Here is a 24,910-nt window from a genome sequence, read left to right as displayed (position 1 = left end):
GTGCGCCATGCCGTCCGCCGCTCCTTCCCCGGAAGTCCAGGTCCGCATCACGGACCTGATGGCGCTGGAACCCGCCGCGCGCGGCCTGGGGTTCTTCAGCCGCCAGCCGGTGCGCAGCATCCTGGCCGGCCAGCATGGCTCGCGCCTGCGCGGGCGCGGCCTGGACTTCGAGGAGTTGCGCCGTTACCTGCCCGGCGACGATCTGCGCCAGCTGGACTGGCGCGCCTCGCAGCGGCTGGGCAAGCCCTATGTGCGCACCTACAGCGAGGAACGCGACCGGCCGGCGCTGGTGGTGGTGGACCAGCGCATGGGCATGTATTTCGGCTCGGTGCGCAGCTTCAAGTCGGTGGTGGCCGCGCGCGTCGCGGCGCTGTCCGCCTGGATGGCCTATCTGGCGGGAGACCGCGTGGGTGGCCTGGTGTTCAGCGATGCGGGCATCGACAGCGTGCGCCCGCTGCGCAGCCGCGAACGCATCCAGGCGCTGTTCGCGGCCATTGCGCGGCGCAGCCAGTCCATGGGCGCGGACCAGCCCGACGTGGACGCATCCGGACGGCTGAACGAAGCGCTGCAAGGGGCGCTGGCGCACGCGCCGCATGATTGCCTGGTCTGCCTGATCAGCGACTTTGCCGGCGCCGACAGCGCTACCTTGCGCCTGCTGCGCACGCTGGCCGCGCACAATGACGTGGTCGCAACGCTGGTGTACGACCCGCTGGCGTTGCGCATTCCCTTGAGCGGCCGGCTGGTCGTGACGCAGGGCGAGCTGCAGGTCGAGGTCGCGGCGGATCGCAAGCAGGTGCGCGAGCCGTTGTCGGCGTTCTTTTCCGGGCGCCTGCAGGACGTGGCCGACTTGCTGCGCCGCAGCCGCGTGCCGCTGCTGTCCATCGACACGGCGGACGACACCGTGGCGCAGTTGCGCCGCGAACTCGGCCGCGAGGCCAGTGTTGCGCAAACCCGGGGCCGGGCATGAACGCCGACGCCGCCCCGTCCATCGAACAGCTGCGGCAGCTGCCGCTGCCCGAGCCAGTCAGCTACTGGCCGCAGACCTGGGGCTGGCTGGTCCTGCTGGCAGTGGCGCTGGCGCTGGCCGCATGGGCCGCGTGGCGGATGGCGCGCCGCCACCGGCGCAATGGCTATCGCCGCGCGGGCCTGCGCATGCTGGAAGCGCTGCGGCGCGAAACGCAGGCGGATCCGCTGGCCGCGCGGGCCTTGCCGGACCTGCTCAAACGCGTCGGCCTGTCGTCGGTGGCGGCCGCCGACCGCAACCGGGTGGGCGCGCTGCAAGGCGCGGAGTGGGTCGCTTTCATGGATGGCGGCGCAGCCGTGTTTCCGCCCGACGCGGCCGTGCTGCTGAGGGCGCTTGCCTATGCGCCGCCCGAAGCCTTGCGGGCCATCGACCCCGCGCGCGTGCGGACCTTGTTCGCCGCCAGCCGGCAATGGATGGAGCGTCATCATGTGGCGGCTTGAATATCCCTGGCTGCTGGCGCTGCTGCCGCTGGGCTGGCTGGCATACCGCTATCTGCCGCCGTATGTGCAGCGGCGCAGCGCCGTACGGATTCCGTTCTTTGAATCGGTGGCGCGCAGCACCGGCCAGACGCCGCGGCGCCCCGGGGTGCGCGGCGACCGCTGGCAGCTGGCCTTGAACGCGCTGGTATGGCTGCTGCTGGTCCTGGCGCTGGCGCGGCCCGAACGAGTCGAGCCGCCGCTGGAGCACCGCCAGCCGGTGCGCGACCTGTTGTTGGCCATCGATATCTCGCAATCGATGGAGACCGAGGACTTCGTCGCGCCGGACGGCCGCCGCGAAGACCGCTTGAGCGGCGTCAAGGCCGTGGTGGCCGACTTCATCGACCGCCGCAAGGACGATCGGCTTGGACTGATCGTGTTCGGCACCGCGGCCTATCCGCAGGCGCCGCTGACCCAGGATCACGCCACGCTCAAGCTGCTGCTGGGGCAAGTAAGCACGCGCATGGCTGGTCCCAATACCGCCATCGGCGACGCCATCGGCGTGGCGATCAAGCAGTTCGAGCATGCCGGCGAACACGATCAGGTCCTGATCCTGCTGACCGACGGCAACGACACCGGCAGCGCCGTGCCGCCGGACCGCGCCGCGGCCATGGCGGCCGCGCGCCACATCGTCGTGCATACGGTGGGCATGGGCGATCCGCAGGCGCAGGGCGAGGAGAAGGTCGATTTCGACGCCTTGCGCGCGATCGCCGCCAAGACCGGCGGCCGCTTTTTCCCGGCGCAGGACCAGGCCTCGCTGCGGCAGGTCTACGCCGAACTGGACCGTATCACGCCGCATGAAGTGCGCGAATTGCGCCACCAGCCCAAACAGGATTTCTTCTGGGTGCCGCTGGGCCTGGCGCTGTTGCTGCTGGCTGGCTGGCACCTGGGCGCCGCGCTGCGCGGTTGGCGTCATGGCGCCGGGGCGCAGGGCAAGAGCGGCGTGGAGGAGGGCGGATGGAAATCGACCTGAGCGCCTTCCATTTCCTGCGCCCCTGGTGGCTGCTGGCGGTCGTGCCCGCGGCCTTGCTGCTCTGGCGGCGGCGCGGCGAGGACGGCCGGCTCGGCTGGCGCAGCAACATTGCGCCGGCGCTGCTGCCACACCTGACCGTGCGCACGCAGGGCAGCCGCGGGCCGCGGCCGGTGCAATTACTGGCCGCCTTGCTGGCGCTGGGCGGCCTCGCCGCCGCGGGACCGACGTGGCAACAGGACCGCCCGGCCTTCCTGGACAATCTGGCGCCCCTGATCGCGGCGGTCGACCTGTCGCCTTCGATGGATGCAGCGGATCTGCCGCCCAGCCGGCTGGAGGCTGCCAAACGCAAGCTGCGCGATCTGCTGAAGCGGCGCGCAGGCGCCAAGACCGGCCTGATCGCCTACGCCGGCTCGGCGCATCTGGTGCTGCCGCCGACCGACGATCCCGCCTTGCCCGACATGTTCGTGCAGGCCCTGTCCACCGGGCTCATCGCCGCGCCCGGCAAGGACGCGGCGGGCGCGATCGCGCTGGCCGCCAGCCTGCTGCAATCGGGCGAGGCGGGCGGCACCCTGTTGTTGGTGACGGACGGCGCGGACACCCGCCAACTGGCCGAGGTCGAGCGCCTGGCGCGAGCCAATTCCTTCCAGGTCCTGGTGTGGGCGGCGGGCACGCGCGATGGCGGCGTGGTGCGCGACGCCCGCGGCCAGCCGCGCATCGACGCGCAAGGCCGGCCCTTGCTGGGCAGTTTCGACGAGGATGCGCTGAAACAGCTGGCGCAAGCCGCCCGCGCGCCCCTGGGCAGCCTGACCCTGAACGACGACGACCTGGACTGGGTAACACTGCATGCCGAGCGGCATTTCCAGGAGGTGCAGGACGCCGACAAGCCGCTGCACTGGAAGGACGCGGGCTATTGGCTGTGCTGGCCGCTGGCGCTGCTGGCATTGCTGGCGCTGCGGCGCGGCTGGAACATCAACTGGACGGCCTGCCTGCTGCTCGCCGTCACGGCCGCGCTGCATGCGCCGCGCGCGGAAGCAGGCGCGCTGGCCGACGCCTTCTTCACGCCCGACCAGCAGGGCCGCTGGGCCTACGAACACAAGCGCTATGCCGAGGCCGCGGCCTTGTACGCCGATCCTTACTGGAAGGGCCGAGCCGCCTACGACGCGGGCGACTACCAGGCGGCGCTGGCCGCATTCGCCAAACTGGACACGCCCGAAGGCGACTTCTATCTGGGCAATACCCAGGTCCGCCTGCGCAGCTACGAAGCGGCGCTCGCGGCATACGATCAGGCGCTGCGCCTGCGGCCGGATTTCCCCGAAGCGCGCGCAAACCGCGAGCTGGTCGCCAGATTGATCGCCGCCGCCGAAAGCGAGCAACAGGACGACGATTCGGAGAAGCCGGACGAGACCCGCGTGGACAGCGACAAGGGCGCAGGCAAGATGATGCGCACGGAAACGCCGCAAGCCGCGTCCGACGAGGTCTGGCTGCGCAACCTGAGCCTGTCGCCGGCCGGCTTCCTGAAGCAGAAATTCGCCATCGAAGACGCACGCAAGGCCGCGCCGGCGCAGGGGAAACAGCCATGATCCGCCGCCATGCCGCGCTGCTGCGTTGCCTGGGCCTGCTGCTGTTGCTGCACCTGGGGCTGTGCGCAGGCGTGGCGCGCGCCCAGCAGGCGGAAGCCGGGCCGCAGCTGCACGCCGAGGCGCGCATGGCGACTCCCGGCGACCTGACGGCCGGCGCCACCGCCATCCTGCAGGTGGACGTGCTGACTTCGACCTGGTTCACCCAGCCCCCGCAGATGCCGGCCCTGGACATTCCGGGCGCGCTGGTGTCGGGGCCGTCGGGACAGGCCACCATCATCCGAGCCACCATTGGCGGCGTCGCCTACAACGGACTGCGCTACGCCTATCTGGTCAGTCCCGAGGCGGCGGGCGCCTTGCGCGTGCCGGCCATCCAGGTCAGCGCGCAGGTGGGGCAGGCGACGGCGCCCCTCGTTGCGCAGACGCGCCCGCTCGAGGTGCGCGCCGCCGGACCGCCGGGCGGGGTAGCCGGTGGAGTTGCGGGCCGCCTCCTGGCGGCAAACTCGGTCCAGGCGAGCCAGCAGATCCGCTATTCGGCCGAGCCGCCCGCCGTGGGCGACCACGTCAGCCGCGTCATCACCGTGCAGGCCCAGGGCGCGCAGGCCATGCTGATCCCGCCTGCCGCCGCAGCCGCAGTTCCGGGTCTGAAGCTGTACCCGTCCGAGCCCCAGCTGACGCAGATCTCCGACAGCCGCGGCGGCTTCCTCGGCGGACAGCGCGTCGACCGCCTGGACTATGTGATCGAACGCGGCGGCGCCTACGAACTGCCGGCGGTCGAGATCCGCTGGTGGAACATCGCGGCCAACAAGGAAGAGCGCGTGACGCTGCCGGCGCAACGCTTCGAAGCGCAGGCGGGCGCCGCCTACCAGGCGCCATTCTCGGTCGAACAGGACCTGCGCGACATGGGCCGGCAGGTGCAGGTGCGGATTCCGGGAGGATGGCTGGCGTTGGCCGCGGGCGTGGCGCTGGCGGCGCTGGCCTGCTGGCTGGGCGCGCCCTGGCTGCGGCGGACGCTGGCCCGCATGCGGGCCGGACTGCGGGCGCGGCGCGAACAATGGCGCGCGTCCGAACCCTATGCGGCAATGACCCTGCGCCGCCTGCTGGCGCAGCGCCAGCCGCGCATGGACGCGCTATACGCGTGGCTGCGCTGCGCATGCGGCGCGACCACGCTGGCACAGGGGACGGCCAGTCTGGAACCGGCGCTGCGCCGATCGGGCGACGACGCCCTGCGGGCCTGCTATGGCCGCGAACCGGGCGCGGCGCGGGGCTGGCAAGGCTTGCGCGAGATGTTCCCGCGCTGGCGTCGGAGCTTGCGCACCGCGGCGCGGCCTGCCGGCACGGCCGACCTGCCTGCGCTGAATCCCCGTCCGCCCGCGTCGTCGCGCGGACTGGCGGACACGCCGCCCGGCGAACTTCCCGGAGATCTCCCATGACGACGCCTTTGCTTGCCCGCCGCTGGTTCGCGCTGCTGCTCCTGTTGTTGCTGGCCGGCCTGGCGCGCGCGCAGACGCCGCTGCCGTCCTGGAACGAGGGACCTTCGCGCCAGGCCATCCTTGAGTTCGTGCAAGCCGTCACCGCGGAAGGCAGCCCGGACTACGTGGCGCCGGCCGACCGCATCGCGGTGTTCGACAACGACGGCACGCTGTGGAGCGAACAGCCCCTGTACTTCCAGCTGATCTTCGCGCTGGACCAGGTCAAGGCCATGGCGCCCCAGCATCCCGAATGGACGGCCGAGCAACCCTACAAGGCCGCGATCGAGGGCGACCGCCAGGCGCTGGCCGCCTCGGGCACGGAAGGGCTGCTGAAGATCGTGGGCGCCACCCACGCCAACATGACGACGCAGGCCTTCGGCGCGGAGGTCCGGCAATGGATCAAGACCGCCCGCCATCCGCGCTTCAAGCAGCCCTACACCAGCATGATCTATGCGCCGATGCTGGAGCTGCTGGACTATCTGCGCGGCAACGGCTTCAAGACCTACATCGTCTCGGGCGGCGAAGTGGAATTCATGCGGGCCTGGGCGCAGGACGTCTACGGCATTCCGCCCGAGCAGGTGATAGGCACCACCTTCGTCACCGAGTTCCAGATGCAGGACGGCAAGCCCGTGCTGATGCGCACGCCCAAGCTCGACTTCAACGACGACGGCCCGGGCAAGCCCGTGGCCATCAACAAGTTCATCGGCCGCCAGCCCATTTTCGCCTTCGGCAATTCGGACGGCGACCTGCAGATGCTGCAATGGACGGCGGCCGGCAGCGGCAAGCGTTTCATGGGCCTGGTGCATCACACCGATGCCCGGCGCGAGTGGGCTTATGACCGGGACTCCAGGATCGGCAGGCTGGACCGTGCGCTGGATGAAGCGCAGCAACAGGGTTGGGTAATCGTGGACATGGCAAAGGAGTGGAGAAGGGTATACGCATTTGAAACACAGTGATTCGTTTACGTGACTGGGAACCGCCCGCAAGGGTCAGGAGAAAGCGATGAACGCAAGAAAACTGTTGAGCGCGGCGCTCTTCGCCGCAACAGGCCTCATGGCACTGGCAAGCGCGCAGGCGCAAACCCAGGCGCCCGCGGCCAATCAGGGCCAGGCGGCGGCTTCAGGCAAGAAGCCGAACATCCTGGTGATCTTCGGCGATGACATCGGGCAGGCGAACATCAGCGCATACACGCATGGCGTGGTCGGATACACCACGCCGAACATCGACCGGATCGCCAAGGAAGGCATCCTGTTCACGGACTACTACGCCGAGAACAGCTGCACGGCAGGTCGCTCGTCCTTCATCACGGGACAGTCGCCGCTGCGCACAGGGCTGTCCAAGGTCGGCATGCCCGGTGCGACCGTGGGGCTGCAAAAGGGCGACATCACGCTCGCCGAGGCCTTGAAGTCGCAGGGCTACACCACGGCCCAATTTGGCAAGAACCACCTGGGCGACCGGGACGAGTACCTGCCCACGCGCCACGGTTTTGACGAGTTCTTCGGCAATCTCTACCACCTGAACGCCGAGGAGGAGCCCGAGCGCCCGTATTGGCCCAAGGACCCCAACGATCCTTACGTCAAGAACTTCTCGCCGCGCGGCGTGATCAAGGCCACCGCCGACGGCAAGGTGCAGGACACGGGCGCCTTGACCACCAAGCGGATGGAGACCATCGACGACGAGACCGTGGGCGCGGCGATCGACTACATCGACAAGCACGGCAAGGAAGACAAGCCGTTCTTCGTGTGGATGAACACCACGCGCATGCACATCTATACGCATATCCGGCCCGAACACAAGGGCAAGAGCGGCATGCCCGGCAATGATTACGCCGACGGCATGTGGGAGCATGACCAGGACGTGGGCAAGCTGTTGAAGAAGCTGGACGACATGGGCATCGCCGACAACACCATCGTCGTCTACACCACCGACAACGGCCCCAATGCCTTCACCTGGCCGGACGCCGCCACCACGCCATTCCGCAGCGAGAAGGACTCCAACTGGGAAGGTGCGTTCCGCGTGCCCGCCATGGTGCGTTGGCCGGGCAAGATCCCCGCCGGGGAAATCAAGCGCGGCATCGTATCCGGCATGGACTGGTTCCCGACCCTGATGGCGGCCACGGGCGACACCACCATCAAGGAACGGCTGCTGGATGGCTGGGCGCCGCAGGCCGGCGGCACCAAGTTCAAGGTGCATCTGGACGGCTACGACCAGCTGGGCTATCTGACCGGCAAGCAGGACAAGAGTGCGCGCGACGAGTTCTTCTACTTCAATGACGACGGCGTACTGGTCGGGGCGAGGTTTGGCGACTGGAAGGCGGTGTTCTGCGAGCAGCGGGCTCCCGGCAATCTCAACATCTGGCAGGACCCATTCGTCTGCCTGCGCTTGCCGAAGATCTTCAACCTGCGCATGGACCCGTATGAGCGCGCCGACATTACGTCGGACCAGTACAACGATTGGCTGGCCAAGAACGCCTATCTGACCGCCATCGCCACCATGAAGGCCACCGCGTTCCTGGATACGTTCCTCAAGTATCCGCCGAGCCAGCGTCCCGCTACGTTCAGCGTGGATCAAGTTCAGGAGAAGGTCAACAAGGCCATGGAAGAACACTTCCAGCAGCTTGATAAGCAAAAGGCGAAGTAACTGCGCCCGGCGCAAGCCGGCGCAGTACCGGGCGGCGCCTGTCGCGCCGCCCGGCAACGCGAAGGAGCAGCATGATGGGCATGGGGGCAAGCGAGGCGGCGATGCAGGGACATGATGTGGACGACAAGGCGGCGCAAGGGCCCGCCCTGACGGCGGTCCGGCCGGCCGCGCTGCTGTTCCTGTCCGGAACGGCGGCCCTGGTGTTCCAGGTGCTGTGGATCAAGCAGTTGTCGCTGGTGGTAGGCGTGGAGGTCAGCGCCATCGCGGGCGCGGTCAGCGCATTCTTCCTGGGCCTGGCGCTGGGCGGCTGGCTATTGGGCCGCAAGGCGGACCATCTGCGGCGCCCGGTACGCTTCTACGCCAAGCTGGAAGCAGCCGTGGCGCTGTCCTGCGTCGCCGTGACGTGGCTGCTGGCGCGCAGCGCCGCCGCCTTCGTCGCGGTCGAGGCCCATAGCAGCCTGGCGGCCTGGCTGGCGGTGGGGCTGCTGCTGGCCATCCCCGCCTTCTTGATGGGCGGCACCTTGCCGGTGCTGCTGCGCGCCGTAAGCCGGCAGCAGGGCGCGGACGTAAGCCGCTCCGGCGGCGCGATGTACGCCGCGAATACCTGCGGCGCCATCCTGGGCGCCTTGCTGCCCGCATTCTTCCTGATTCCGCGCTTCGGCGTGCAGGGCGCGGCGCTGGCCGCGGCCTCGCTGAACCTGCTGGCGGCGCTGGGCGCCTGGATGCTGGACCGCAGGGCGGGCGACAACGCGGCTCCCGCCGTCAGTCCGCAGTCCGCTGCGGCGCCCTTGTCGGGCGACGCGCGCCTGGCCGTGGCGCTGTATGCGGTGGCTGGCGCGGTCGCGCTGGGCTACGAAGTGATCTGGTCGCAGATGATCGTGCCGTTCATGAGCACGCGCGCCTTCGCCTTCGCCATCGTGCTGGCCACCTATCTGGCCGGGCTGGCCATCGGCGCCGCGCTTTATGCGCGCTTGGCCCATCGCGTGCGCAATCCCTGGCCGGTGTTCGGTTTCCTGATCGCTGGCGCAGGCCTGCTCGCGGTGCTGGAGGTGGCCATGCTGGGCAAATGGCTGATCGTGGCCCAGACACAGGCGGAAGCGGCGGTCTACCAATGGACGGGCAGCGGCTTCGCGGGCATGTGCGCGCGCTTCGCCGTGGCGGCGGCCAGCCTGGTGCTGGCGCCCACGCTGCTGCTGGGCGCGGCGTTTCCCGCCGTGCTGCGCATCGCGGTGGGCAATCGGCAGGTGGGGCGGGAAGCCGGGGCCGTACTCGCCGGCAACACGCTGGGCGGCATCGCGGGCACCTTGTTGACGGGATTCCTGCTGTTGCCCGCCCTGGGGCTGGTGCGCACGCTGAGCGTGCTGGCGGCCATCGCGGCGGCGGTGGGCGCCGTGGCGGCCTGGCGCGGAAGGTCGGATGGCCGCGCCGCCACCGGCTGGGCCACCGGCATCGCGGGCCTCGCCACGCTGGCGGTGGTCGCCATGCTGCCGGCAGACCAGTTTGCGCGGCTACTGCCCGGGGCGAGCGGCGCGGGCCTGGTGTTCTACGAGGAAAGCCATGGCGGCACGGTGGCCGTGGTCGAGCGCGCCGGCAACGGCAACCGCTTCCACCGGCTCTACATCCAGGGCGTATCGAACTCGGGCGACGCCATGCCTTCGCTGCGATACATGCGGCTGCAGGCGCTGCTGCCCTTGATCGTGCATGCGGGCGAACCCAGGTCCGCGCTGGTGGTGGGCTATGGCACCGGCATCACGGCCGGCGCCTTGTCGCAGTACCGCGGGCTGGAAAAGCGCGCCGTCGCCGAGCTGCTGCCGGCCGTGCTGCGCGCCGCGCCGCACTTCCAGGGCACGTTCCAGGCCGCCACCGATCCGGGCCTGGACAAACGGCTGCGCGACGGACGCCGCGAGCTGCAGGCCAGCGCCGAACGCTGGGACCTGATCACGCTGGAGCCGCCGCCACCTTCCGCCGCGGGCGTGGTGAATCTGTATTCCCGCGACTTCTACCAACTGGCCGCAAGCCGGCTCGCGCCGCAAGGCATCGTGGCGCAATGGCTGCCGCTGCCCACGCAGAACGAGGACGACACCCGCGCGCTCATCGCCAGCTTCATCCAGGTCTTTCCGCATGCCCAGCTCTGGACCAGCGAACTGCATGAAATGCTGCTGTTGGGTTCGATGCAGCCGCTGACGCTGGACGCGGCCCGCATCCAGGCGCGCTACGCCCAGCCCGATACCGCCGCGGCGTTGCGGGCAGTGGGCGTACCATCGGCCGCAGCCTTGTTGTCCACCTGGGTCACAGACCGGGACGGCCTGGCGCGCTTTGCCGGCGATACCCCGGCCGTGACCGACGACCGCCCCGGCATCGAGTACGCGACCTGGGTCCGGCCGCGCGAAGTGGCGCGCGTCCTGCCCGCGCTGCTGGCCTTGCGCAGCGAACCGCCGCTGGTCGGCGCGTCCGACGCGCTGCGCGCCGACATGCAGCTGGAGCGGGCGCGGCTGGACACCTTCTACCGGGCTTCGCTGGCGGCATATGTGGGGGATCGTGAAACCTGGGGCAGGGAAATGAACAAGCTGGCGCGCGACGACGGCGACAACGCCTACTACCGCTGGTTCATGCCGAGCGCCAGGCAGTAGGGTGTGGCTGTGCGAGTCTTGACGGCGGGCGCTGACCGCGGGTCTCAACTACATATGCGCCGCCATGGCGCGACCCCGTGGGGCGAGCAGTAGCCCGCGCAGGGCGTCGCCATCGACATGCCGCTCTGGCAGCGCAGGTCCGGCGCCCGTTCGCCATAAGGCACCATGCCCTGGCAATCGCATTGCGCCAGTCCGGCGCCGGAAGGCAGCTTCCGAGGCGGCTCCGGCGCGGCGGCGCGTTCGGCCTTGGCCTTGGGCGTTGGTGCGGGCGGCGGCGCGTCGTCGGCGGCATCGGCGCGCTCGATCACGCCCCGGACCTTGGCCGCCGGCATGCTGCAGGCCTTGGCGATGGCATTGACCGTGCGGCCGTCGTTGGCCATGGACAGGATCTTCTTGTCAGCGCAGGCCGCCTCGGCGCGCGGCGCGGCGAGGACCCACAGCGCGAGCGCGGCGGCCAGGAAAATGCCGGGACTGGTCAGTGTCATTGCACGCCTCCTGCACCCATGCCCGAATGAGGATGTACGGCGTAGTCTGGTCAGGCGAGAGGGTTCTGGCCAAGAGCGTAGTGCCGGCTATTTGGAGGTGTCAACGCAGCCCGATTGCCTAATACTTCTTGCGGACGCGGGCCGGGCGCCGGCGCTATTCCTAAGCATGAGGCGGCTTGGTGCGCGCGCCATGATGCGCGGGCACCAGCCCGGCGCGATCAAGCTGCCGCGAACTCCGGATGCAATCCTGCCGCGAACGGATGCGCGACGACCTCCGATTGCGCCTGCGCGCGGGCCGCCTGCAGCGCATCCGCGCCGCGTGCGGTGCCTTGCACCGAGAAGAAGGTCACGTTCTTCAGGCCTATCGTACCCAGCACGTGCTGCAGATACGGCGTAAGGAAGTCCGGCTGGCTCTGTCCGTCGCAGCCGAAGTCGCCACCCGAGGAGATCGCCACGTATACCGGGCGGTCCTCCAGGCTGCCTTCCTTGCCGCGGGCCGTGATCTGGAAGGTGCTGCGCACCCGCACCACGTGGTCGATCCAGGTTTTCAACGATGCCGGCACGGTGAAGTTGTGCATCGGGGTCGCGATGACGACATGGGTCGCGGCCTGCAGGGACTGGATCAATTCGGATGAGCGGCCCAGCGCGCCGCGATTCTCGCGTCCGTCCGTGGGGTCCTGGCGCGCGCTCAGCGCGGCCGCATAGTCGGAGTCGACCAAGGGCAGGGCAGTCGCGTCCACATCGACCACGGCCGCGCCCGGGGCGGCGGCGGTGAGCTGGTCGACGATGGCTTGCGACAGGCGATAGCTTTCGGAGGCGCGGCCGCGCGGGCTGCAGATGATGCGCAGGATATTCATGACGCGGAAGTTTCCAGGGATTTGCTGAATCGGATGGCGCTGGTCAATAGACCGGCGCGGAAGTAGAAGCGCTGGGCCAGGGCGTTGCCCAGGCCGGTGTCGAGCACCAGGCGGGCGCAGCCGTTGTCGCGCGCGGCGGCGTCCAGGGCTTGCAGCAGCCGGGCGCCCCAGCGTTCGCCGCGGCGGCCGTTGGCCACAACCAGGTCGTCCACATACAGAAAGCGGCCGTAGATCAGGTTTTCCTGCAGGCGGTAGCCGGCCAGCGCGACGGCTTGGCCCTGGTCCATGGCGGCCAGCAGCCGGTAGCCATCGGCGCGCATGCGGCTCACGCGCTCGATGAAATCGGCGTCTTCCTTCAGATGAGGCCTGAGTTCGCGCATGAGCGGCAGGCAGGCCCGCAGATCCTGCGGGCTTTCGATGTGTTGCATGGTGGCTTCGGTCATGGATGCACTAGCGGTGTCGGGGGTTCATGTGCAGTCATGTTAGGAGCCGCATGCCATAATTAGAAGGGCCATAAATTGAATTCTGGACTATGCCATGATCAGCCCGCAGCCACAGGACCCGCCGGCGCCGCCGGACGGCGCCGAGCCCCTGTACCGCCAAGTCTATGAGCGCTTTCGCGGCGCCATCGCGCAGGGCACGCTCAAGCCGGGCGACCGCATTCCGTCGGCGCGGGCGCTGGCCAAGGAAATGGGCGTGGCGCGCGGCACGGTGGAGGTCGCGTATTCGCTGCTGGCATCGGAAGGCTATATCCAGGCGCGCGGCCAGGCCGGCACGGTGGTGGCGCCCGACCTGCAGCCCCAGCACGCGCCGCCGCCCGCCGTGGCCATTCCGCCCGAGACGCCCGGCGACGGCCCGGGCTGGCGCGAGCCTTCGGGCTTGCGGCCGTTCCAGATGGGTCTGCCGGCGCTGGATGCATTTCCCCGCAAGCTCTGGGCCCGCCTGGGCGCGAGGCAGTTGCGCGGCCTGCAGGCCGCGGACCTGGCCTATCCGCCCCATGGCGGCCTGCCGGCCCTGCGCGGCGCGACCGCCGCCTATCTGCAGGTCGCGCGCGGCATCCATTGCCAGCCCTCGCAGGTGTTCATCACGGCCGGCTACAACAGCACGATGGCGCTGATCCTGCAGACGCTGTTCGAAGCCGGCGACCAGGTCTGGATGGAAGATCCAGGCTATCCCCCGACCCGCGCGCTGCTGGAGCAGGCGCGCTTGAAACCCGTACCCGTGCCGGTGGACCAGGACGGCATCATGGTCGGCGCCGGCATCGAGCGGGCGGGACGGGCGCGCGGCGCGGTGGTGACGCCTGCCCATCAAAGCCCCTTGAGCATGTCCTTGTCATTGCCGCGCCGGCAGGCGCTGCTGGACTGGGCCGAACGTTGCGGAGCCTGGATCGTGGAAGACGATTACGACGGCGAATACCGCTACGTCGGCCGCCCGCTGCCTGCCCTGAAGAGCCTGGATACGCAGGGGCGGGTGCTGTACGCGGGCACCTTCAGCAAGGTGCTGTTTCCCGGCCTGCGGCTGGCCTATCTGGTGGTGCCCGAGGCGCAGGCCGCGCGCTTCGCGCTATCGGCGCGCCTGCAGGCGGGCGCCGCGCCGGGCCTGACCCAGGCGATATTGAGCGCCTTCATGGCCGAAGGCCATTTCGCCCGCCACATCCAGCGCATGCGCAAGCTGTACGCGGAACGGCGCGCGGCGGCGGTGGCGGGCCTGCATGATGCGCTGGGGCAGCGCCTGCGGATCGAACCGCAGCCCGGCGGCATGCATCTGGTGGCGCGTCTGGAACCCGGCCAGAGCGACGTGGCGTTGGCCGGGCGGATGGAAGAGCAGGGCATGTATGCGGGCGCGCTGTCGCGCTGGTGCGCCGCGCCGCAGCCGCAATCCGCGCTGCTGCTCAGCTTCACCAATATCGCCACGCAGGCGCAGGCCCGCGAACTGGGCCTGCGCATATTGCAGCTGATGCAGCCTTAGTTCAGCCCGGCCTTGTCCAGGCCGTAGGCCGCATCGGCCGAACCCGGCACGGTGCGGAACGCCACGTTCAGCCGGTTCCAGCCGTTGATCCCGACCACCAGCAGGGTGAGGTCCGAGATTTCCTTCTCAGAAAGCTGCGCGCGCGCCTCGTCATAGACCGCATCCGATACGCCCTGCGCCGACAGGGTGGTGACCGCCTCGGTCCAGGCCAGCGCCGCGCGCTCGCGCGGCGAGAACAGCGTGGACTCGCGCCAGATGGCGATGTGATGCAGGCGCAGCTCGCGCTCGCCGGCGATGCGGGCCTGCTTGACGTGCATGTCCAGGCAGAAGCCGCAGCCGTTGATCTGCGAGGCGCGGATATCCACCAGTTCGCCGACCTCTTGCACGATGGGGGTCTTCTTCAGCGACATGCTGAATTCCAGGTACTTCCTGGACTGTTCCTCGGACACCTGGAAATAATTCAAACGCTGGCTCATGTTCCTACCTTTTCGATGCGTGTTGCCGAGCAGAATCTCGTGCTGACAGGATGCCGCGGCTTGGCCCAGGAAGGTAGTGCCATAAATGCAGTTTTCGCCTGGGCCATGCTCAGGCCGGCCAGCGCAGCACGAAGCGGGCGCCGCCCAGGGGGCTGTCGTGGATTTCGATGCCGCCGCCGTGGCTGGCGGCTACCCGCCAGACGATGGCCAGGCCCAGGCCGGCGCCGCCGGTGCCGCGGTCCCGGCTTTCGTCCAGGCGGATGAAGGGTTCGAACACCCGCGCGCGGTCGGCCGGCGCGATGCCGCCGCCATCGTCGTCCACGATCAGCTCGAAGCCGCCCGCCGGACACTGGGTGAGCTTGACCTCCACGTGACGGCTGGCATAGCGCACCGCGTTTTGCACCAGGTTCAGCAAGGCCCGGCTCATGTAGCGCGGATGCAGCCGCACGCGCGGCGGGTAGTCGCGATGCACATGGCACTGGATCGCACGCGCCTCGGCCTGGTGCGCCACCTGGGCCAGCGCTTCGCCCAGCCAGTCGCAGGTGTCCACGGTTTCCAGCCTGACGGAGTCATCGCTGGGACGCTCCAGCCGCGCATAGACCAGCAGTTCGGCCACCAGCGTTTCCAGTTCGCAGATGTCGGCCTGCATGTCGCGCAGTATCTGATGCCGCTTGGGCTGGTGCTGGTCCTGGCCCAGCAGGGCGACCTCGAAGGACAGGCGCGCCAGCGGCGTGCGCAATTCGTGCGAGACCGCGTTGGTCAGGCTGCGCTGGTTTTCGACCAGCGCCGAAATGCGCTCGGCCATCTGATTGAAGCTCTCGCCCACGTGCCGCATGCCGGCCAGCCGCGACAGCCGCACCCGCACGCCGAGTTCGCCCTGGCCCATGCGCAGCGTGGCGTTGCGCAGCCGGTCCAGATCGCGCCACAGGGGCAGCGCCCAGAGCAGCAGCAGGATGATGCCGACGATCAGGCTTAGCGCGGCCCAGACGCCGACGGTGACCCACCGTTCCAGCACCGGCGCGCGCGGCAGGCGGACTTCCAGCCACTGTCTGGGCTCGCCGGACAATGGGACGAGGTAAACGTTGTACTCGTCGCGCATGATCATGCCGAGCGCGGCCAGTTGCCGCTGCTCCGCTTCGCTGGGCGTGACCTTCTCGTCGGGGAGCAGGCTCAGGCCCAGTCCATAGAGCGGCTGGATGTCGTCGCGCAGGTGTTCGGCGCGCGCAACCGGGGCAATGCCATCGAGTTCCTTGCGCAGCACATGCATCTGTCCCCGGACGGCCTGGTACGACAGATCCGCGCTGACCGAATCCAGCAGATACATCAGGCTGCGTTCCACCAATTGCGACCCCGCGACATAACCGATGGCGGCGACGACAAAGATGCGGATCGCGAACTTGAACATGTGGGATACGGCCGGATGAGGACTCGCGATGCTAGGGGCATACCGCCGGGCAGTCCGCCGATATTTGTACGGTATTTGTAAAGTTGTTTGTAGCGGCTGCGCGGGCGAGGTAAACCCGCCATATGGCCCGGCCCGTTCAGGCGGTTGAATCTGCCGCGGCGCCCGGCTATAAGCATGGGGCGGGGGCAGGACCCTCATGCCCCGCCTGCCGATGAAGCCGAATCCCATGCCGCCGCTGCCTCCCCACCAAGACGAACATGTCGCCAGCAAGCCCGCCACCGCCACGCGCGAGCAGCCCGGCCAGGGCTCCTGTCTGGAAGTCTTCCTGGTTTTCCTGCGCCTGGGGCTGACGTCGTTCGGCGGGCCGGTGGCGCATCTGGCGTACTTCCGCACGGAATTCGTGGAGCGCCGGCGCTGGCTGGACGACTACGCGTATTCCGACCTGGTGGCGCTGTGCCAGTTCCTGCCGGGGCCGGCCAGCAGCCAGGTCGGCATGGCGATAGGCCTGAAGCGCGCCGGATGGGCCGGCATGCTGGCGGCCTGGGTGGCGTTCACGCTGCCCACGGCGGTCGCGCTGATTCTCTTCGCGCTGGGCCTGGCGCAGTTCGGCTGGCTGTCCGCGTCGGGCGCCATCCATGGGCTGAAGATCGCGGCGGTGGCCATCATCGCGCAGGCGGTCTGGGGCATGGGCCGCTCGCTCTGTCCCGACCGCGAGCGGGCGGGGCTGGCGGTGGCTGCGGCGCTCATCACCATCCTGATGCCGACGACCCTGGGGCAATTGAGCGCGATCCTGCTGGGCGCCATCGCCGGCATGGCCGCGCTGCAGGTACCGCCGCGTCCGGCCCTGGCGGTGCAGCCGCTGAAGATCTCGCGCCGCGCCGGATACACGGCATTGGCGCTGTTCGTGCTGCTGTTGGCGGCCTTGCCGGCTTGGGCGGCGATCAGCGGCATGCCGCTGGCGCAGCAGCTGTCGGGCTTCTACCGCGCGGGCGCGCTGGTGTTTGGCGGCGGCCACGTGGTGCTGCCACTGCTGGAATCCGCCTCGGTGGCGGGCGGCATGGTTTCCAACGCCGATTTCCTGGCAGGCTACGGCGCGGCGCAAGCCATGCCGGGGCCGCTATTCGCTTTTGCCGCCTTCCTGGGCGCGATGTCGTCCGGTCCCTTGTCGGGCTGGGCTGGCGGACTGGTGTTGCTGGCGGCCATCTTCCTGCCAGGCGCCTTGCTGGTGGCGGCTGCGCTGCCGTTCTGGGAAAGCCTGCGGCGGCGCGCGGGCGTGCGCAACATGATCGCGGGCGTGAACGCGAGCGTCGTGGGCATCCTGCTGTCGGCGCTGTACGACCCGGTCTGGATCAGCGCCATCCGCGACCGCGCGGACTTCGGGCTGGCCTTGCTGCTGTTCGGCTTGCTGGTCTATGCGCGCTGGTCGCCCGTCTGGGTGGTGCTGCTGGCCGCGGCCGGCGGCTGGGCGTTGGCCTAGCGCAGCCGCCCCAAGACAACCCCGCGGCGTTGAATCAGGACTGCCAGCGCGGCGGGCGTTTTTGCAGGAAGGCGTCTATGCCTTCGCAGGCGTCGGCTTCCATCATGTTGCGCGCCATCACGTCGCCCGCGTAGTCATAGGCATCCGCCAGCGCCATCTGCCGCTGCTTGTAGAACATGCGCTTGCCGTAACGGATGGCAGCAGGACTCTTGGCCAGGATGTCGTCGACCAGCGCGCGCACGCGCTGGTCCAGCTGCGCCTCGGGCACCGCGTCGTTGATCAGGCCCCAATCCCTGGCCTGGCCAGCATCGATGAAGCGCGCCGTCACCAGCATTTCAAAGGCGCGCTTGGCCGATACGTTGCGGCTGAGCGCGACGGCGGGCGTGGAGCAGAACAGGCCGACGTTGATGCCGGATACCGCGAACTTCGCCGTGTCGGCCGCCACGGCCAGGTCGCAGCTGGCCACCAGCTGGCAGCCTGCCGCGGTGGCGATGCCGTGCACCTTGGCGATCACCGGCACCGGCAAGGCCTGCAAACCCTGCATCACGGCGCTGCATTTCCTGAAGAGGTCGCGGTAGTAATCCAGCGATGGCTGGCTGCGCATTTCGCGCAGGTCGTGGCCGGCGCAGAACGCCCGGCCGCTGGATTCGAGCACCACGCAGCGCACGCCGGCATCGCGCGACAGCGCGTCGATCTCCGCTTGCAGCGCGGCCAGCAGGCCTTCGGACAGCGCGTTGAACTGCCCGGGGCGGTTCAGGCGCAGCGTCACCACGCCGTCTTCGGCGTGGCGCGCCAGGATCGGCTCTTGCGCCGCTGCTTCGTTGTTCATGTCGTCTCCAGGGTGGGCTATCCCTGGATAGTAGAGGCATACGCCGATCGGCGTCAGCCCGCCGCCAGACGCCGCGCCATGCCCGGCGACAGGCACAGCAGCGGCCCGACGACGACCGCGCCGATCAGCGCCATCGCCGCTTGCGGCGCCATGCCGCTGTCCAGCAAGAGAGTGGCGATGACGGCCGATCCGCTCATCTGGAACAGGCCATAGACCGCGGCCGCGGTGCCGGCGCGCTCGGCGAAGGGCTCCAGCGCCAGGCTCAGCCCGGACCCCAGCGCCAGCGAAAAGCCCACGGTCAACACCGCCACCGGCAACATGAAGACCCAGGCCGACAGGGGCAGCCACAGCCACGCGGCCAGGTGCATGGCGGCGGCCGCAAGCAGGGCGGCCATGCCCACGCGCACCATGGTGTGGCGGCCAAAACGCGCGATGAAGGCAGGGGCCAGGAAGAAGGCGCCGATATTGATCGCCGCGTTGCCGCCGAACCAGGCGGAGAAGCCCAGTTCGGAATAGCCCAGCTGCTGCACCAGCACTACCGGCGCGGCGGACACGAACACCAGGATCATCGCCATGCCGGCCATGCCGAACGCCGCGAAATACAGAAAGCGTCCGCTGGCCGCGATCGGCGCATAGCGGCGCAGGCTGTAGAGCGCGCCGTGGGGCTTGGGCGGCGCGGCGCGGGTTTCCTCGAAGCGGATCGCCAGGAATCCCGCAAGGGTCAAGGCGAACAGCACCATGAAGACGAAGGTGCTGCGCCAGCCCGCGTGCACGGCCAGCGCGCCGCCCACCATGGGCGCCAGCGCAGGCACGGTGCACAAGGCGCCGTTCAAATAGCTGTAGACGCGCGCGCCGACTGCGGGGCTGAAGCAATCACGGACCGCGGCAAAGGCGACCAGCGAGGCCGAGCACGCGCCCAGCCCCTGGATCACGCGGGCAACATAGAACACGTCCAGCGACGTGGCCGCGGCGCCCAGCGCCGAGCCCAGCAGATAGGCCAGCGCGCCGCCCAGCGCCACGGGCCGCCGGCCATAGCGGTCGGCCAGCGGACCGATCAGCACCTGGCCCACGCCCACGGCGAAGATGAAGAGGGTGATGCTGGCTTGCAGCGCGGAGACTGGCTGGCCGTAATCCTGCGCCATGACGGGCAAGGAGGGCAGATAGATATCGATGCCCATGGGCGTAAGCGTGACCAGTCCCATCAGGAGACCGATCAGCCAGCGTTGGCCGCGAGGGGATAATGCAGACTTCATGGCAGGCTCGGGGTCCATTGCGGACCCGGGAAAACCCGATATTATCCATGAACCGGCGTAGAATCTCCCAGCTATGAACACACCCGCCCTGCGTCCCCGCATCGTCATCCATTACTGCACGCAGTGCCAGTGGCTGCTGCGCGCCGGCTGGATGGCCCAGGAACTCCTGTCCACGTTTTCGACCGATCTGGGCGAGGTCGTGCTGCAGCCTGGCACCGGCGGGATCTTCCAGGTCACCTACAACGGCGACCTGATCTGGGACCGCAAGAGCGATGGCGGCTTCCCCTCGGCCAAGGAACTGAAGCAACGCGTGCGCGACCGCCTCGATCCCGGCCGCACGCTGGGCCATATCGACGGCCACTCCGCCGGCCCGCTGGCCGCGCCCGACACCTGAAGCGCATGCGGACCGGCCCCGCAAGAGCCGGCCCGTTGCCACGCAGCCGCAGGCTTCAGGCGGAAGACTCCGCTTGCGCCAGGCCCGCGCGCTGCTTGCGTTGGCGCATGGCCGACACCACCAGCAGCGCAATCAAGCCCACGCACGCCACCACGAAGCCCAGGCTGATGGGCCGCGAGACGAAGATCGTCAGGTCGCCGCGCGACAGCAGCAGGGCGCGGCGGAAGTTCTCTTCCACCATGGGGCCGAGCACAAAGCCCAGCAACAGCGGCGCGGGTTCGAAGCGCATGCGGATCAGCGCGTAGCCCGCCGCGCCGAACAAGGTCACCATGGCCACGTCGAACAGATTGTTGTTGGTGCTGTAGACGCCCACGCAGACAAAGAACAGCGCCGCCGGGAACAGGTAGCGGAACGGCACCGTCAGGAGCCGCACCCACATGCCGATCAGCGGCAGGTTCAAGAGCAGCAACAAGACGTTGCCCACCCAGAAGCTGGCGATCAGCCCCCAGAACATGTCGGCGTGCTCCACCATCATCTGGGGTCCCGGCTGGATGCCGTGGATGATCAGCGCGCCCAGCATCAGCGCCATCACCGGATCGCCGGGGATGCCCAGGCTCATGGTGGGAATGAAGCTGGTCTGGGTCGACGCGCTGGTGGCCGCTTCCGGTCCGGCGATGCCCTCGATGGCGCCGCGGCCGAAGCGGCGCGGCTCGCGCGCCACCTTCTTTTCCGTCGCATACGAAATGAACGAGGCGATGGTGGGACCGGTGCCGGGCAGGATGCCAAAAGCCGCGCCGATGGCCGTGCCGCGCACCAGCGCGCCGCGCGACTGCTTGATGTCGCCAGCCTCGGGCCGCATCGACTTCATGCTGATCTTGGCGGTGGTCACCTTGGCGTCGCCGCCGATGCGGTTAATGTTCTTCAGGAAGTCCGCCACGCCGAAGAGACCCATGGCCAGCGCCACGATCTGCAGGCCGTCGGACAACTCCAGGATGCCGAAGTGAAAGCGCATCGTGCCGGTGTTGACGTCGGTGCCCACCACGCCCAGCAGCAGACCCACCACCACCATCGCCACGCCTTTGATCGCCGATCCCTTGGCCAAGGTGGCGCCGGCCAGCAGGCCCAGCATCATCATGGAGAAGTACTCGGCGGGGCCGAACTTGAAGGCCACGTCCACCAGCATAGGGGAGAACAGGATCATCGCCAGAATGCCGACCGACGCGCCGCAGAACGACGAGAACATCAGCATGAACAGCGCCGAGCCGGCCTTGCCGTTGCGCGCCAGCGGATTGCCGTCCAGGCAGGCCACCGCGTGCGACGCGGTGCCGGGCAGGTTCAGCATGATGGAGGTAATCCCGCCGCCGTACTGCGACCCGTAGTAGATGCCCGACAGCATCACCAGCGCCGCCGTGGGCGTCATGGTGTAGGTCAGCGGCAGCAGGATGGAGATCGCGGCCAGCACGCCCATGCCCGGCAGCACGCCGATAAGGTTGCCCATGAACACGCCGAATACGGCCCACATGAGGTTGTCCAGCGCGAAGGCGACGGAGAACCCGTGCATCAGGTTGTTGAAGATTTCCATCGATCAGCCCCAGCGGAACAGCGGAAACTGCAGTTGCAGCGCCCAAGAGAAAACGGCCACGCCCAGCACGGTTACGCCGGCGGCCAGCAGCGCCGCGCTACGCGGCGTGTGCTGGCGGTCGCCCATCGCGGAAATGAAGACCAGCGCAAAGGTCGCGGGCACCAGGCCGCCATACTTGCCCAGCAGGATGAAGGTCATCAGTCCGCCGATGATGCAGCCCCAGCCGCGCCAGTCGGGCGGGGGCTCGTCTTCGGCGTCCTCATCGGGTGCCGCGGGCGCCGCCGCCATGCGCGCGATCATCAGGCCCAACAGCACCAGCAGCACGCCCAGGATCGCGGGGAACATCCCCGGCCCCATGCGCGCCAGGCTGCCGATGTTGTAGGTGGATGCCTGCGCGATGGCGCCCAGGCCCAGCACGATCATCGTGCCGGCTGCCCAGACCTCGCGCCGCGCGGCGCTGCGTTTGGATTGCATCTGTAGTCCTCCCGTTGTTGTGCTTTTGCCTGACTACGTTCTGAACAAAAGCTGACTTTTGAATGAACGCGGAAGTCTAGGAATTCAAACTTCCGTTCACCTTTCAGGCGCACGGGCAATGCGCCAAACAGGCGTTTTTTTCGGCAAAAACGGGGGAAATCCCTAAGCCCGCGAGAATGGCGGGCAGGGCCGATGCGCTGCGCGCAAGCGTTTGTTGCGGCTATGCGCCGCGCGCCGCGGCGGCGGGTTCTCAGCCCTTGGGCGTCCAGGGCTTGCGCGGGCTGCCGGCCAACGCGACGTCCAGGCGCTGCCGGGCGGCCAGGGGCCAGCAGGCGTCCATGTCGTAGAACGCTTCGGCCGCCGGCACGTCATCCGGTATGCCCACCCATGGGTGCCTGGAACGCACGAAGCAATGCGCGCCAGGCGGGAAGTCGGCGGCGCGGTCCAGCGTGCCCGCGTAGATCAGCGCCACCGTTTCGCCGTAACCCGGGTGATGGCTCCACAGCAGGCCGAGGCAGGCCGCGCAACGCACGACCACGACGGTCTCGCCATCATTGGCGTTCTTGTCCGCGGGATGGCGGCGCACCTCGCCCCGCAGGCGCTGCACGCGGTCGGATTCGATCACCGCGTTCATCGCAAAGGCGGTGCCGGAGTGCCGTTGGCACACGGTGCAATGGCAGCAATGGACAAACATGGGCGGGCTGGCGAGGCGGTAGCGGACCGCGCCGCAATCGCAGCCGCCTTCGATGGGAGCCTGAGTCACGATGCGTCTCCTGGGAAGGTGCGCATCCAGTGTATTGAGGCCGCTGGCCGCCGGGCAGTGGCGATCGCGTCACGCTGCGGGGGGATTTGCGTCAACGTCACCAGGGCAGGGCGGCGGGACCGGTATCGCGGCCGCCGGCGATGCTATTGCTTTTGCAGGCAATATGATGCTAAAATACATCAACTTTCGGCAAAATTACAATAAACCAAGCGCCGAAAAAGTCGCTGGCGGCCGCGGCCGCCATTTTCGTTTGCGTTGCCTGCGCGCATGCCCCCCGCGCCCCGATGGCATCCATTGGGAACAGCATCCATGGCACGCACGAATCTCATGCATTGCGCTTTGCGCGGGGGAAAGCCATGCGTCCTGAACAGGAGAACGTTCATGTCTCATCAACTCGTTGGCAAGAAGTGGCAATTCGAGATTCCTCCCCTGGACTGGAAGGCGCCCGAGACCAATAAGGACGCGGACATCAAGACCGTTGCCGCGGACGCCGATGCCGCCGAAGACCAGGACGCCTGACCGGGCGTTGCCACAACCCTGAAATAGCCGCCGGGCGGGCAGGGGCGTCAGCCCGCGTGCGTCACCACGCGATTGCGCCCCTGCTGCTTGGCCGCGTACAGCGCGGCATCGGCCGCCTGAAAAACCGGCTCCACATCCGCGCCGCCCGCCGGCCAGTGCGCCACGCCGGCTGACACCGTGATTTCCGGGGCGCCGCTCAAGCGGCGCATCTCCGTCGCCTTGCGCAGGCGCTCGGCCATGCCCGTGGCCTCCCTGGGGCCCGCCGCGGGCAGCAGGATCAGGAACTCCTCGCCGCCGTTGCGGCAGAGCATGTCGGTCGGGCGCGAACAGTCGCGCATCAACTGCGCCATTCCCTGTATCACTTCATCGCCCGCCGTATGGCCGTAGGTGTCATTGACCCGCTTGAAATGGTCGATGTCCAAGGCGATCACGGCAAAGGGCGTGTCGGCCGCCTGCAGCGCGTCCACCGCCTGCCGCATGCCGCGGCGGTTGCGCAGCCCGGTCAGCGGATCGGTGATGCTGGCCTGATTGAGCTGGCCGATCTTGTCCTGCAGGTTGGTGTAGCTGCGGATCACTGCGCGCTTGAGGCGCTGCGCCTCGAAATACCAGGCTTTCACCGAGCGCACCCGCTGCATGGCCACCGCCATGTCATGGTGCTCGACGTTGGTCGCCAGTTGCGATAGCGGCTGCGAAATCTTGCGCGCGCACCACCAGATGGCCAGCAGGAACAACAGCGCGAAGGGCGCCGCGTAGCGGATCAGCGCCCAGATGAGATCGTGCAAGGGCTCCAGCGTGGCCAGCGCGGGGCGCTGCGCGATCACGCCCCAGCCGCTGCGCGAAACATGCGCGTAGCCGGCCAGCATGTCCACCCCGCGCGTGTTGATCAGGCGCTGCGCGCCGTCTTCGCCGCGCATCACCGCGGCCACCACGGGATTGCCGGTGACGTCCTCGCCAACGCGCCCGCTCTCGGCGTGATAGATCAGCCGCCCCTCGTGATCCACCACGTACAGATAGGAGCCGTCCTGATACGGATGCTTGCCCAGCAGGTTGTGCAGGGCGCCTTCGTTGCGCAGGTAGATCGTGCCAGAGACATAGCCCAGGTAGACGCCGCTCTCCGAATGAATGGGATACGAGACGTTGATCAACAGGTTGCCGGCGACCGACACATAGGGCTTGCTGATCAGGGGCTTGCGCGTTTGCAGCGCCATGCGGCTGGCGGCATTGTCGACCCGCGTTCCCTGGAAGCTGCGGATGGCCTGGCTGGCCGCCACCATGACGCCGTCGGCGCGGATGATGGCGACCGAGTTGAAGCTGTCCGTCTGCTCCCGCAGGCGCGCGACTTCCGCGTTCAGGACCTCCGGCGCATCGAAGCGCCAGGCGACATGGCGGGCGCTGTACTCCAGTTGCTGCAGGGCCGATTCCAGGAAAGTGCCCGCGCTCTCGGCCAGCTTGGCGGCATACACCCGGTTGGATTCCAGCGTATTGGCGATGAGCTGTTCGCGCTGCACCCGATAACTGGCGTACAGGGCGTTGGCGGTGGCGGCGAGGGCGCTGCATACGGTAAGCGCAAGCACCAGCCCGCGTAGGTTGATTCGCATGAAGATCGTGTCGGGCAGGATTCAGGTTGCGGCGAGTG

General features: G+C 68.6%; 22 protein-coding genes and 2 pseudogenes. 12 read left to right on the top strand and 12 right to left on the bottom strand.

Features of this window, described 5'->3' with window-relative positions; translation table 11 throughout:
• Positions 1-7 precede the first annotated feature (7 nt).
• The 8 genes from ACZ5YA_RS05225 to ACZ5YA_RS05190 all read left to right on the top strand — a co-directional run bounded on the left by ACZ5YA_RS05225 (position 8) and on the right by ACZ5YA_RS05190 (position 10,792).
• Positions 8-967: a DUF58 domain-containing protein gene (locus ACZ5YA_RS05225; RefSeq protein WP_251880096.1), complete on the top strand. Its 960-nt coding sequence runs from the start codon at positions 8-10 to the stop codon at positions 965-967.
• Positions 964-1,464, top strand: coding sequence for a DUF4381 domain-containing protein (locus ACZ5YA_RS05220; protein WP_280015518.1), 501 nt, complete (start codon positions 964-966; stop codon positions 1,462-1,464). The genes ACZ5YA_RS05225 and ACZ5YA_RS05220 overlap by 4 nt, the downstream gene beginning before the upstream one ends.
• On the top strand, positions 1,451-2,473 hold the full coding sequence (locus tag ACZ5YA_RS05215) for a VWA domain-containing protein (protein ID WP_464092155.1): 1,023 nt from the start codon (positions 1,451-1,453) through the stop codon (positions 2,471-2,473). Before ACZ5YA_RS05220 ends, ACZ5YA_RS05215 begins: the two co-directional genes overlap by 14 nt.
• Positions 2,458-4,053 carry a VWA domain-containing protein gene (locus tag ACZ5YA_RS05210; protein ID WP_118933049.1) on the top strand — a complete coding sequence of 532 codons (1,596 nt, stop codon included), beginning with the start codon at positions 2,458-2,460 and terminating at the stop codon, positions 4,051-4,053. Before ACZ5YA_RS05215 ends, ACZ5YA_RS05210 begins: the two co-directional genes overlap by 16 nt.
• Positions 4,050-5,483, top strand: coding sequence for a BatD family protein (locus ACZ5YA_RS05205; protein ID WP_464092154.1), 1,434 nt, complete (start codon positions 4,050-4,052; stop codon positions 5,481-5,483). The genes ACZ5YA_RS05210 and ACZ5YA_RS05205 overlap by 4 nt, the downstream gene beginning before the upstream one ends.
• Complete coding sequence (locus ACZ5YA_RS05200; protein ID WP_464092153.1) at positions 5,480-6,478, top strand: HAD family hydrolase; 999 nt, start codon at positions 5,480-5,482, stop codon at positions 6,476-6,478. Before ACZ5YA_RS05205 ends, ACZ5YA_RS05200 begins: the two co-directional genes overlap by 4 nt.
• 46 nt (positions 6,479-6,524) lie before the next feature.
• Positions 6,525-8,162: an arylsulfatase gene (locus tag ACZ5YA_RS05195; RefSeq protein WP_280015523.1), complete on the top strand. Its 1,638-nt coding sequence runs from the start codon at positions 6,525-6,527 to the stop codon at positions 8,160-8,162.
• Between the two features lie 74 nt (positions 8,163-8,236).
• A complete protein-coding gene (locus tag ACZ5YA_RS05190; protein WP_464092832.1) occupies positions 8,237-10,792 on the top strand; it encodes a spermidine synthase in 2,556 nt (851 codons plus the stop codon).
• Positions 10,793-10,836: 44 nt separating this feature from the next.
• On the opposite strand, the gene ACZ5YA_RS05185 is transcribed toward ACZ5YA_RS05190, so the two are convergent.
• From ACZ5YA_RS05185 to ACZ5YA_RS05175, 3 genes are all read right to left on the bottom strand, one after another.
• On the bottom strand, positions 10,837-11,277 hold the full coding sequence (locus ACZ5YA_RS05185) for a hypothetical protein (protein ID WP_059376072.1): 441 nt from the start codon (positions 11,275-11,277) through the stop codon (positions 10,837-10,839).
• Between the two features lie 218 nt (positions 11,278-11,495).
• A complete protein-coding gene (locus tag ACZ5YA_RS05180; protein WP_464092152.1) occupies positions 11,496-12,134 on the bottom strand; it encodes an FMN-dependent NADH-azoreductase in 639 nt (212 codons plus the stop codon).
• Entirely contained in the window at positions 12,131-12,562 is a 432-nt protein-coding gene (locus ACZ5YA_RS05175; protein ID WP_464092151.1) for a GNAT family N-acetyltransferase, read from the bottom strand. Before ACZ5YA_RS05175 ends, ACZ5YA_RS05180 begins: the two co-directional genes overlap by 4 nt.
• A 109-nt stretch (positions 12,563-12,671) precedes the next feature.
• Between ACZ5YA_RS05175 and pdxR the strand changes: the two genes are divergently transcribed.
• The gene (gene pdxR, locus ACZ5YA_RS05170) at positions 12,672-14,102 is read left to right on the top strand and encodes a MocR-like pyridoxine biosynthesis transcription factor PdxR (protein WP_464092150.1); all 1,431 of its coding nucleotides are present in this window, start codon (positions 12,672-12,674) and stop codon (positions 14,100-14,102) included.
• On the opposite strand, the gene ACZ5YA_RS05165 is transcribed toward pdxR, so the two are convergent.
• The 3 genes and pseudogenes from ACZ5YA_RS05165 to ACZ5YA_RS05155 form a co-directional block, all read right to left on the bottom strand.
• Positions 14,099-14,578: a carboxymuconolactone decarboxylase family protein gene (locus ACZ5YA_RS05165; RefSeq protein ID WP_059376081.1), complete on the bottom strand. Its 480-nt coding sequence runs from the start codon at positions 14,576-14,578 to the stop codon at positions 14,099-14,101. The two genes, pdxR and ACZ5YA_RS05165, sit on opposite strands and share 4 nt — an antisense overlap.
• 109 nt (positions 14,579-14,687) lie before the next feature.
• Positions 14,688-14,945: pseudogene (locus ACZ5YA_RS05160) on the bottom strand (ATP-binding protein); the annotation flags it as partial.
• A gap of 273 nt (positions 14,946-15,218) precedes the next feature.
• A pseudogene (locus tag ACZ5YA_RS05155) lies at positions 15,219-15,464 on the bottom strand (histidine kinase dimerization/phospho-acceptor domain-containing protein); the annotation flags it as partial.
• 745 nt (positions 15,465-16,209) lie between these two features.
• Between ACZ5YA_RS05155 and chrA the strand changes: the two are divergent.
• Positions 16,210-17,460: a chromate efflux transporter gene (gene chrA / locus ACZ5YA_RS05150; protein WP_464092831.1), complete on the top strand. Its 1,251-nt coding sequence runs from the start codon at positions 16,210-16,212 to the stop codon at positions 17,458-17,460.
• A 34-nt stretch (positions 17,461-17,494) separates the two neighbouring features.
• Here chrA and ACZ5YA_RS05145 read toward each other — a convergent pair whose 3' ends face one another.
• Positions 17,495-18,289, bottom strand: coding sequence for an enoyl-CoA hydratase (locus ACZ5YA_RS05145; RefSeq protein WP_059376087.1), 795 nt, complete (start codon positions 18,287-18,289; stop codon positions 17,495-17,497).
• A 53-nt stretch (positions 18,290-18,342) separates the two neighbouring features.
• The gene (locus ACZ5YA_RS05140) at positions 18,343-19,542 is read right to left on the bottom strand and encodes a multidrug effflux MFS transporter (RefSeq protein WP_464092149.1); all 1,200 of its coding nucleotides are present in this window, start codon (positions 19,540-19,542) and stop codon (positions 18,343-18,345) included.
• Positions 19,543-19,615: 73 nt separating this feature from the next.
• Here ACZ5YA_RS05140 and ACZ5YA_RS05135 point away from each other — a divergent pair, with 73 nt between their 5' ends.
• On the top strand, positions 19,616-19,936 hold the full coding sequence (locus ACZ5YA_RS05135; protein WP_280015528.1) for an Rdx family protein: 321 nt from the start codon (positions 19,616-19,618) through the stop codon (positions 19,934-19,936).
• Positions 19,937-19,991: 55 nt separating this feature from the next.
• On the opposite strand, the gene ACZ5YA_RS05130 is transcribed toward ACZ5YA_RS05135, so the two are convergent.
• From ACZ5YA_RS05130 to ACZ5YA_RS05120, 3 genes are all read right to left on the bottom strand, one after another.
• Entirely contained in the window at positions 19,992-21,518 is a 1,527-nt protein-coding gene (locus ACZ5YA_RS05130; protein ID WP_118933058.1) for a tripartite tricarboxylate transporter permease, read from the bottom strand.
• Positions 21,519-21,521: 3 nt separating this feature from the next.
• The gene (locus ACZ5YA_RS05125) at positions 21,522-21,992 is read right to left on the bottom strand and encodes a tripartite tricarboxylate transporter TctB family protein (RefSeq protein WP_059376093.1); all 471 of its coding nucleotides are present in this window, start codon (positions 21,990-21,992) and stop codon (positions 21,522-21,524) included.
• Between the two features lie 250 nt (positions 21,993-22,242).
• Positions 22,243-22,755, bottom strand: coding sequence for a GFA family protein (locus ACZ5YA_RS05120; RefSeq protein WP_059376095.1), 513 nt, complete (start codon positions 22,753-22,755; stop codon positions 22,243-22,245).
• Between the two features lie 381 nt (positions 22,756-23,136).
• On the opposite strand from ACZ5YA_RS05120, the gene ACZ5YA_RS05115 reads away from it, so the two are divergent.
• The gene (locus tag ACZ5YA_RS05115) at positions 23,137-23,274 is read left to right on the top strand and encodes a hypothetical protein (protein ID WP_165867865.1); all 138 of its coding nucleotides are present in this window, start codon (positions 23,137-23,139) and stop codon (positions 23,272-23,274) included.
• A gap of 47 nt (positions 23,275-23,321) precedes the next feature.
• Here ACZ5YA_RS05115 and ACZ5YA_RS05110 read toward each other — a convergent pair whose 3' ends face one another.
• Positions 23,322-24,872, bottom strand: a complete 1,551-nt coding sequence (locus ACZ5YA_RS05110; RefSeq protein WP_464092148.1) for a sensor domain-containing diguanylate cyclase — start codon at positions 24,870-24,872, stop codon at positions 23,322-23,324.
• Positions 24,873-24,910 lie beyond the last annotated feature (38 nt).

This window comes from Achromobacter sp. JCM 18799 (assembly GCF_055395645.1).
The sequence above is the reverse complement of the archived record's forward strand: the minus strand, read 5'-3'. Positions and strand labels throughout refer to the sequence as shown.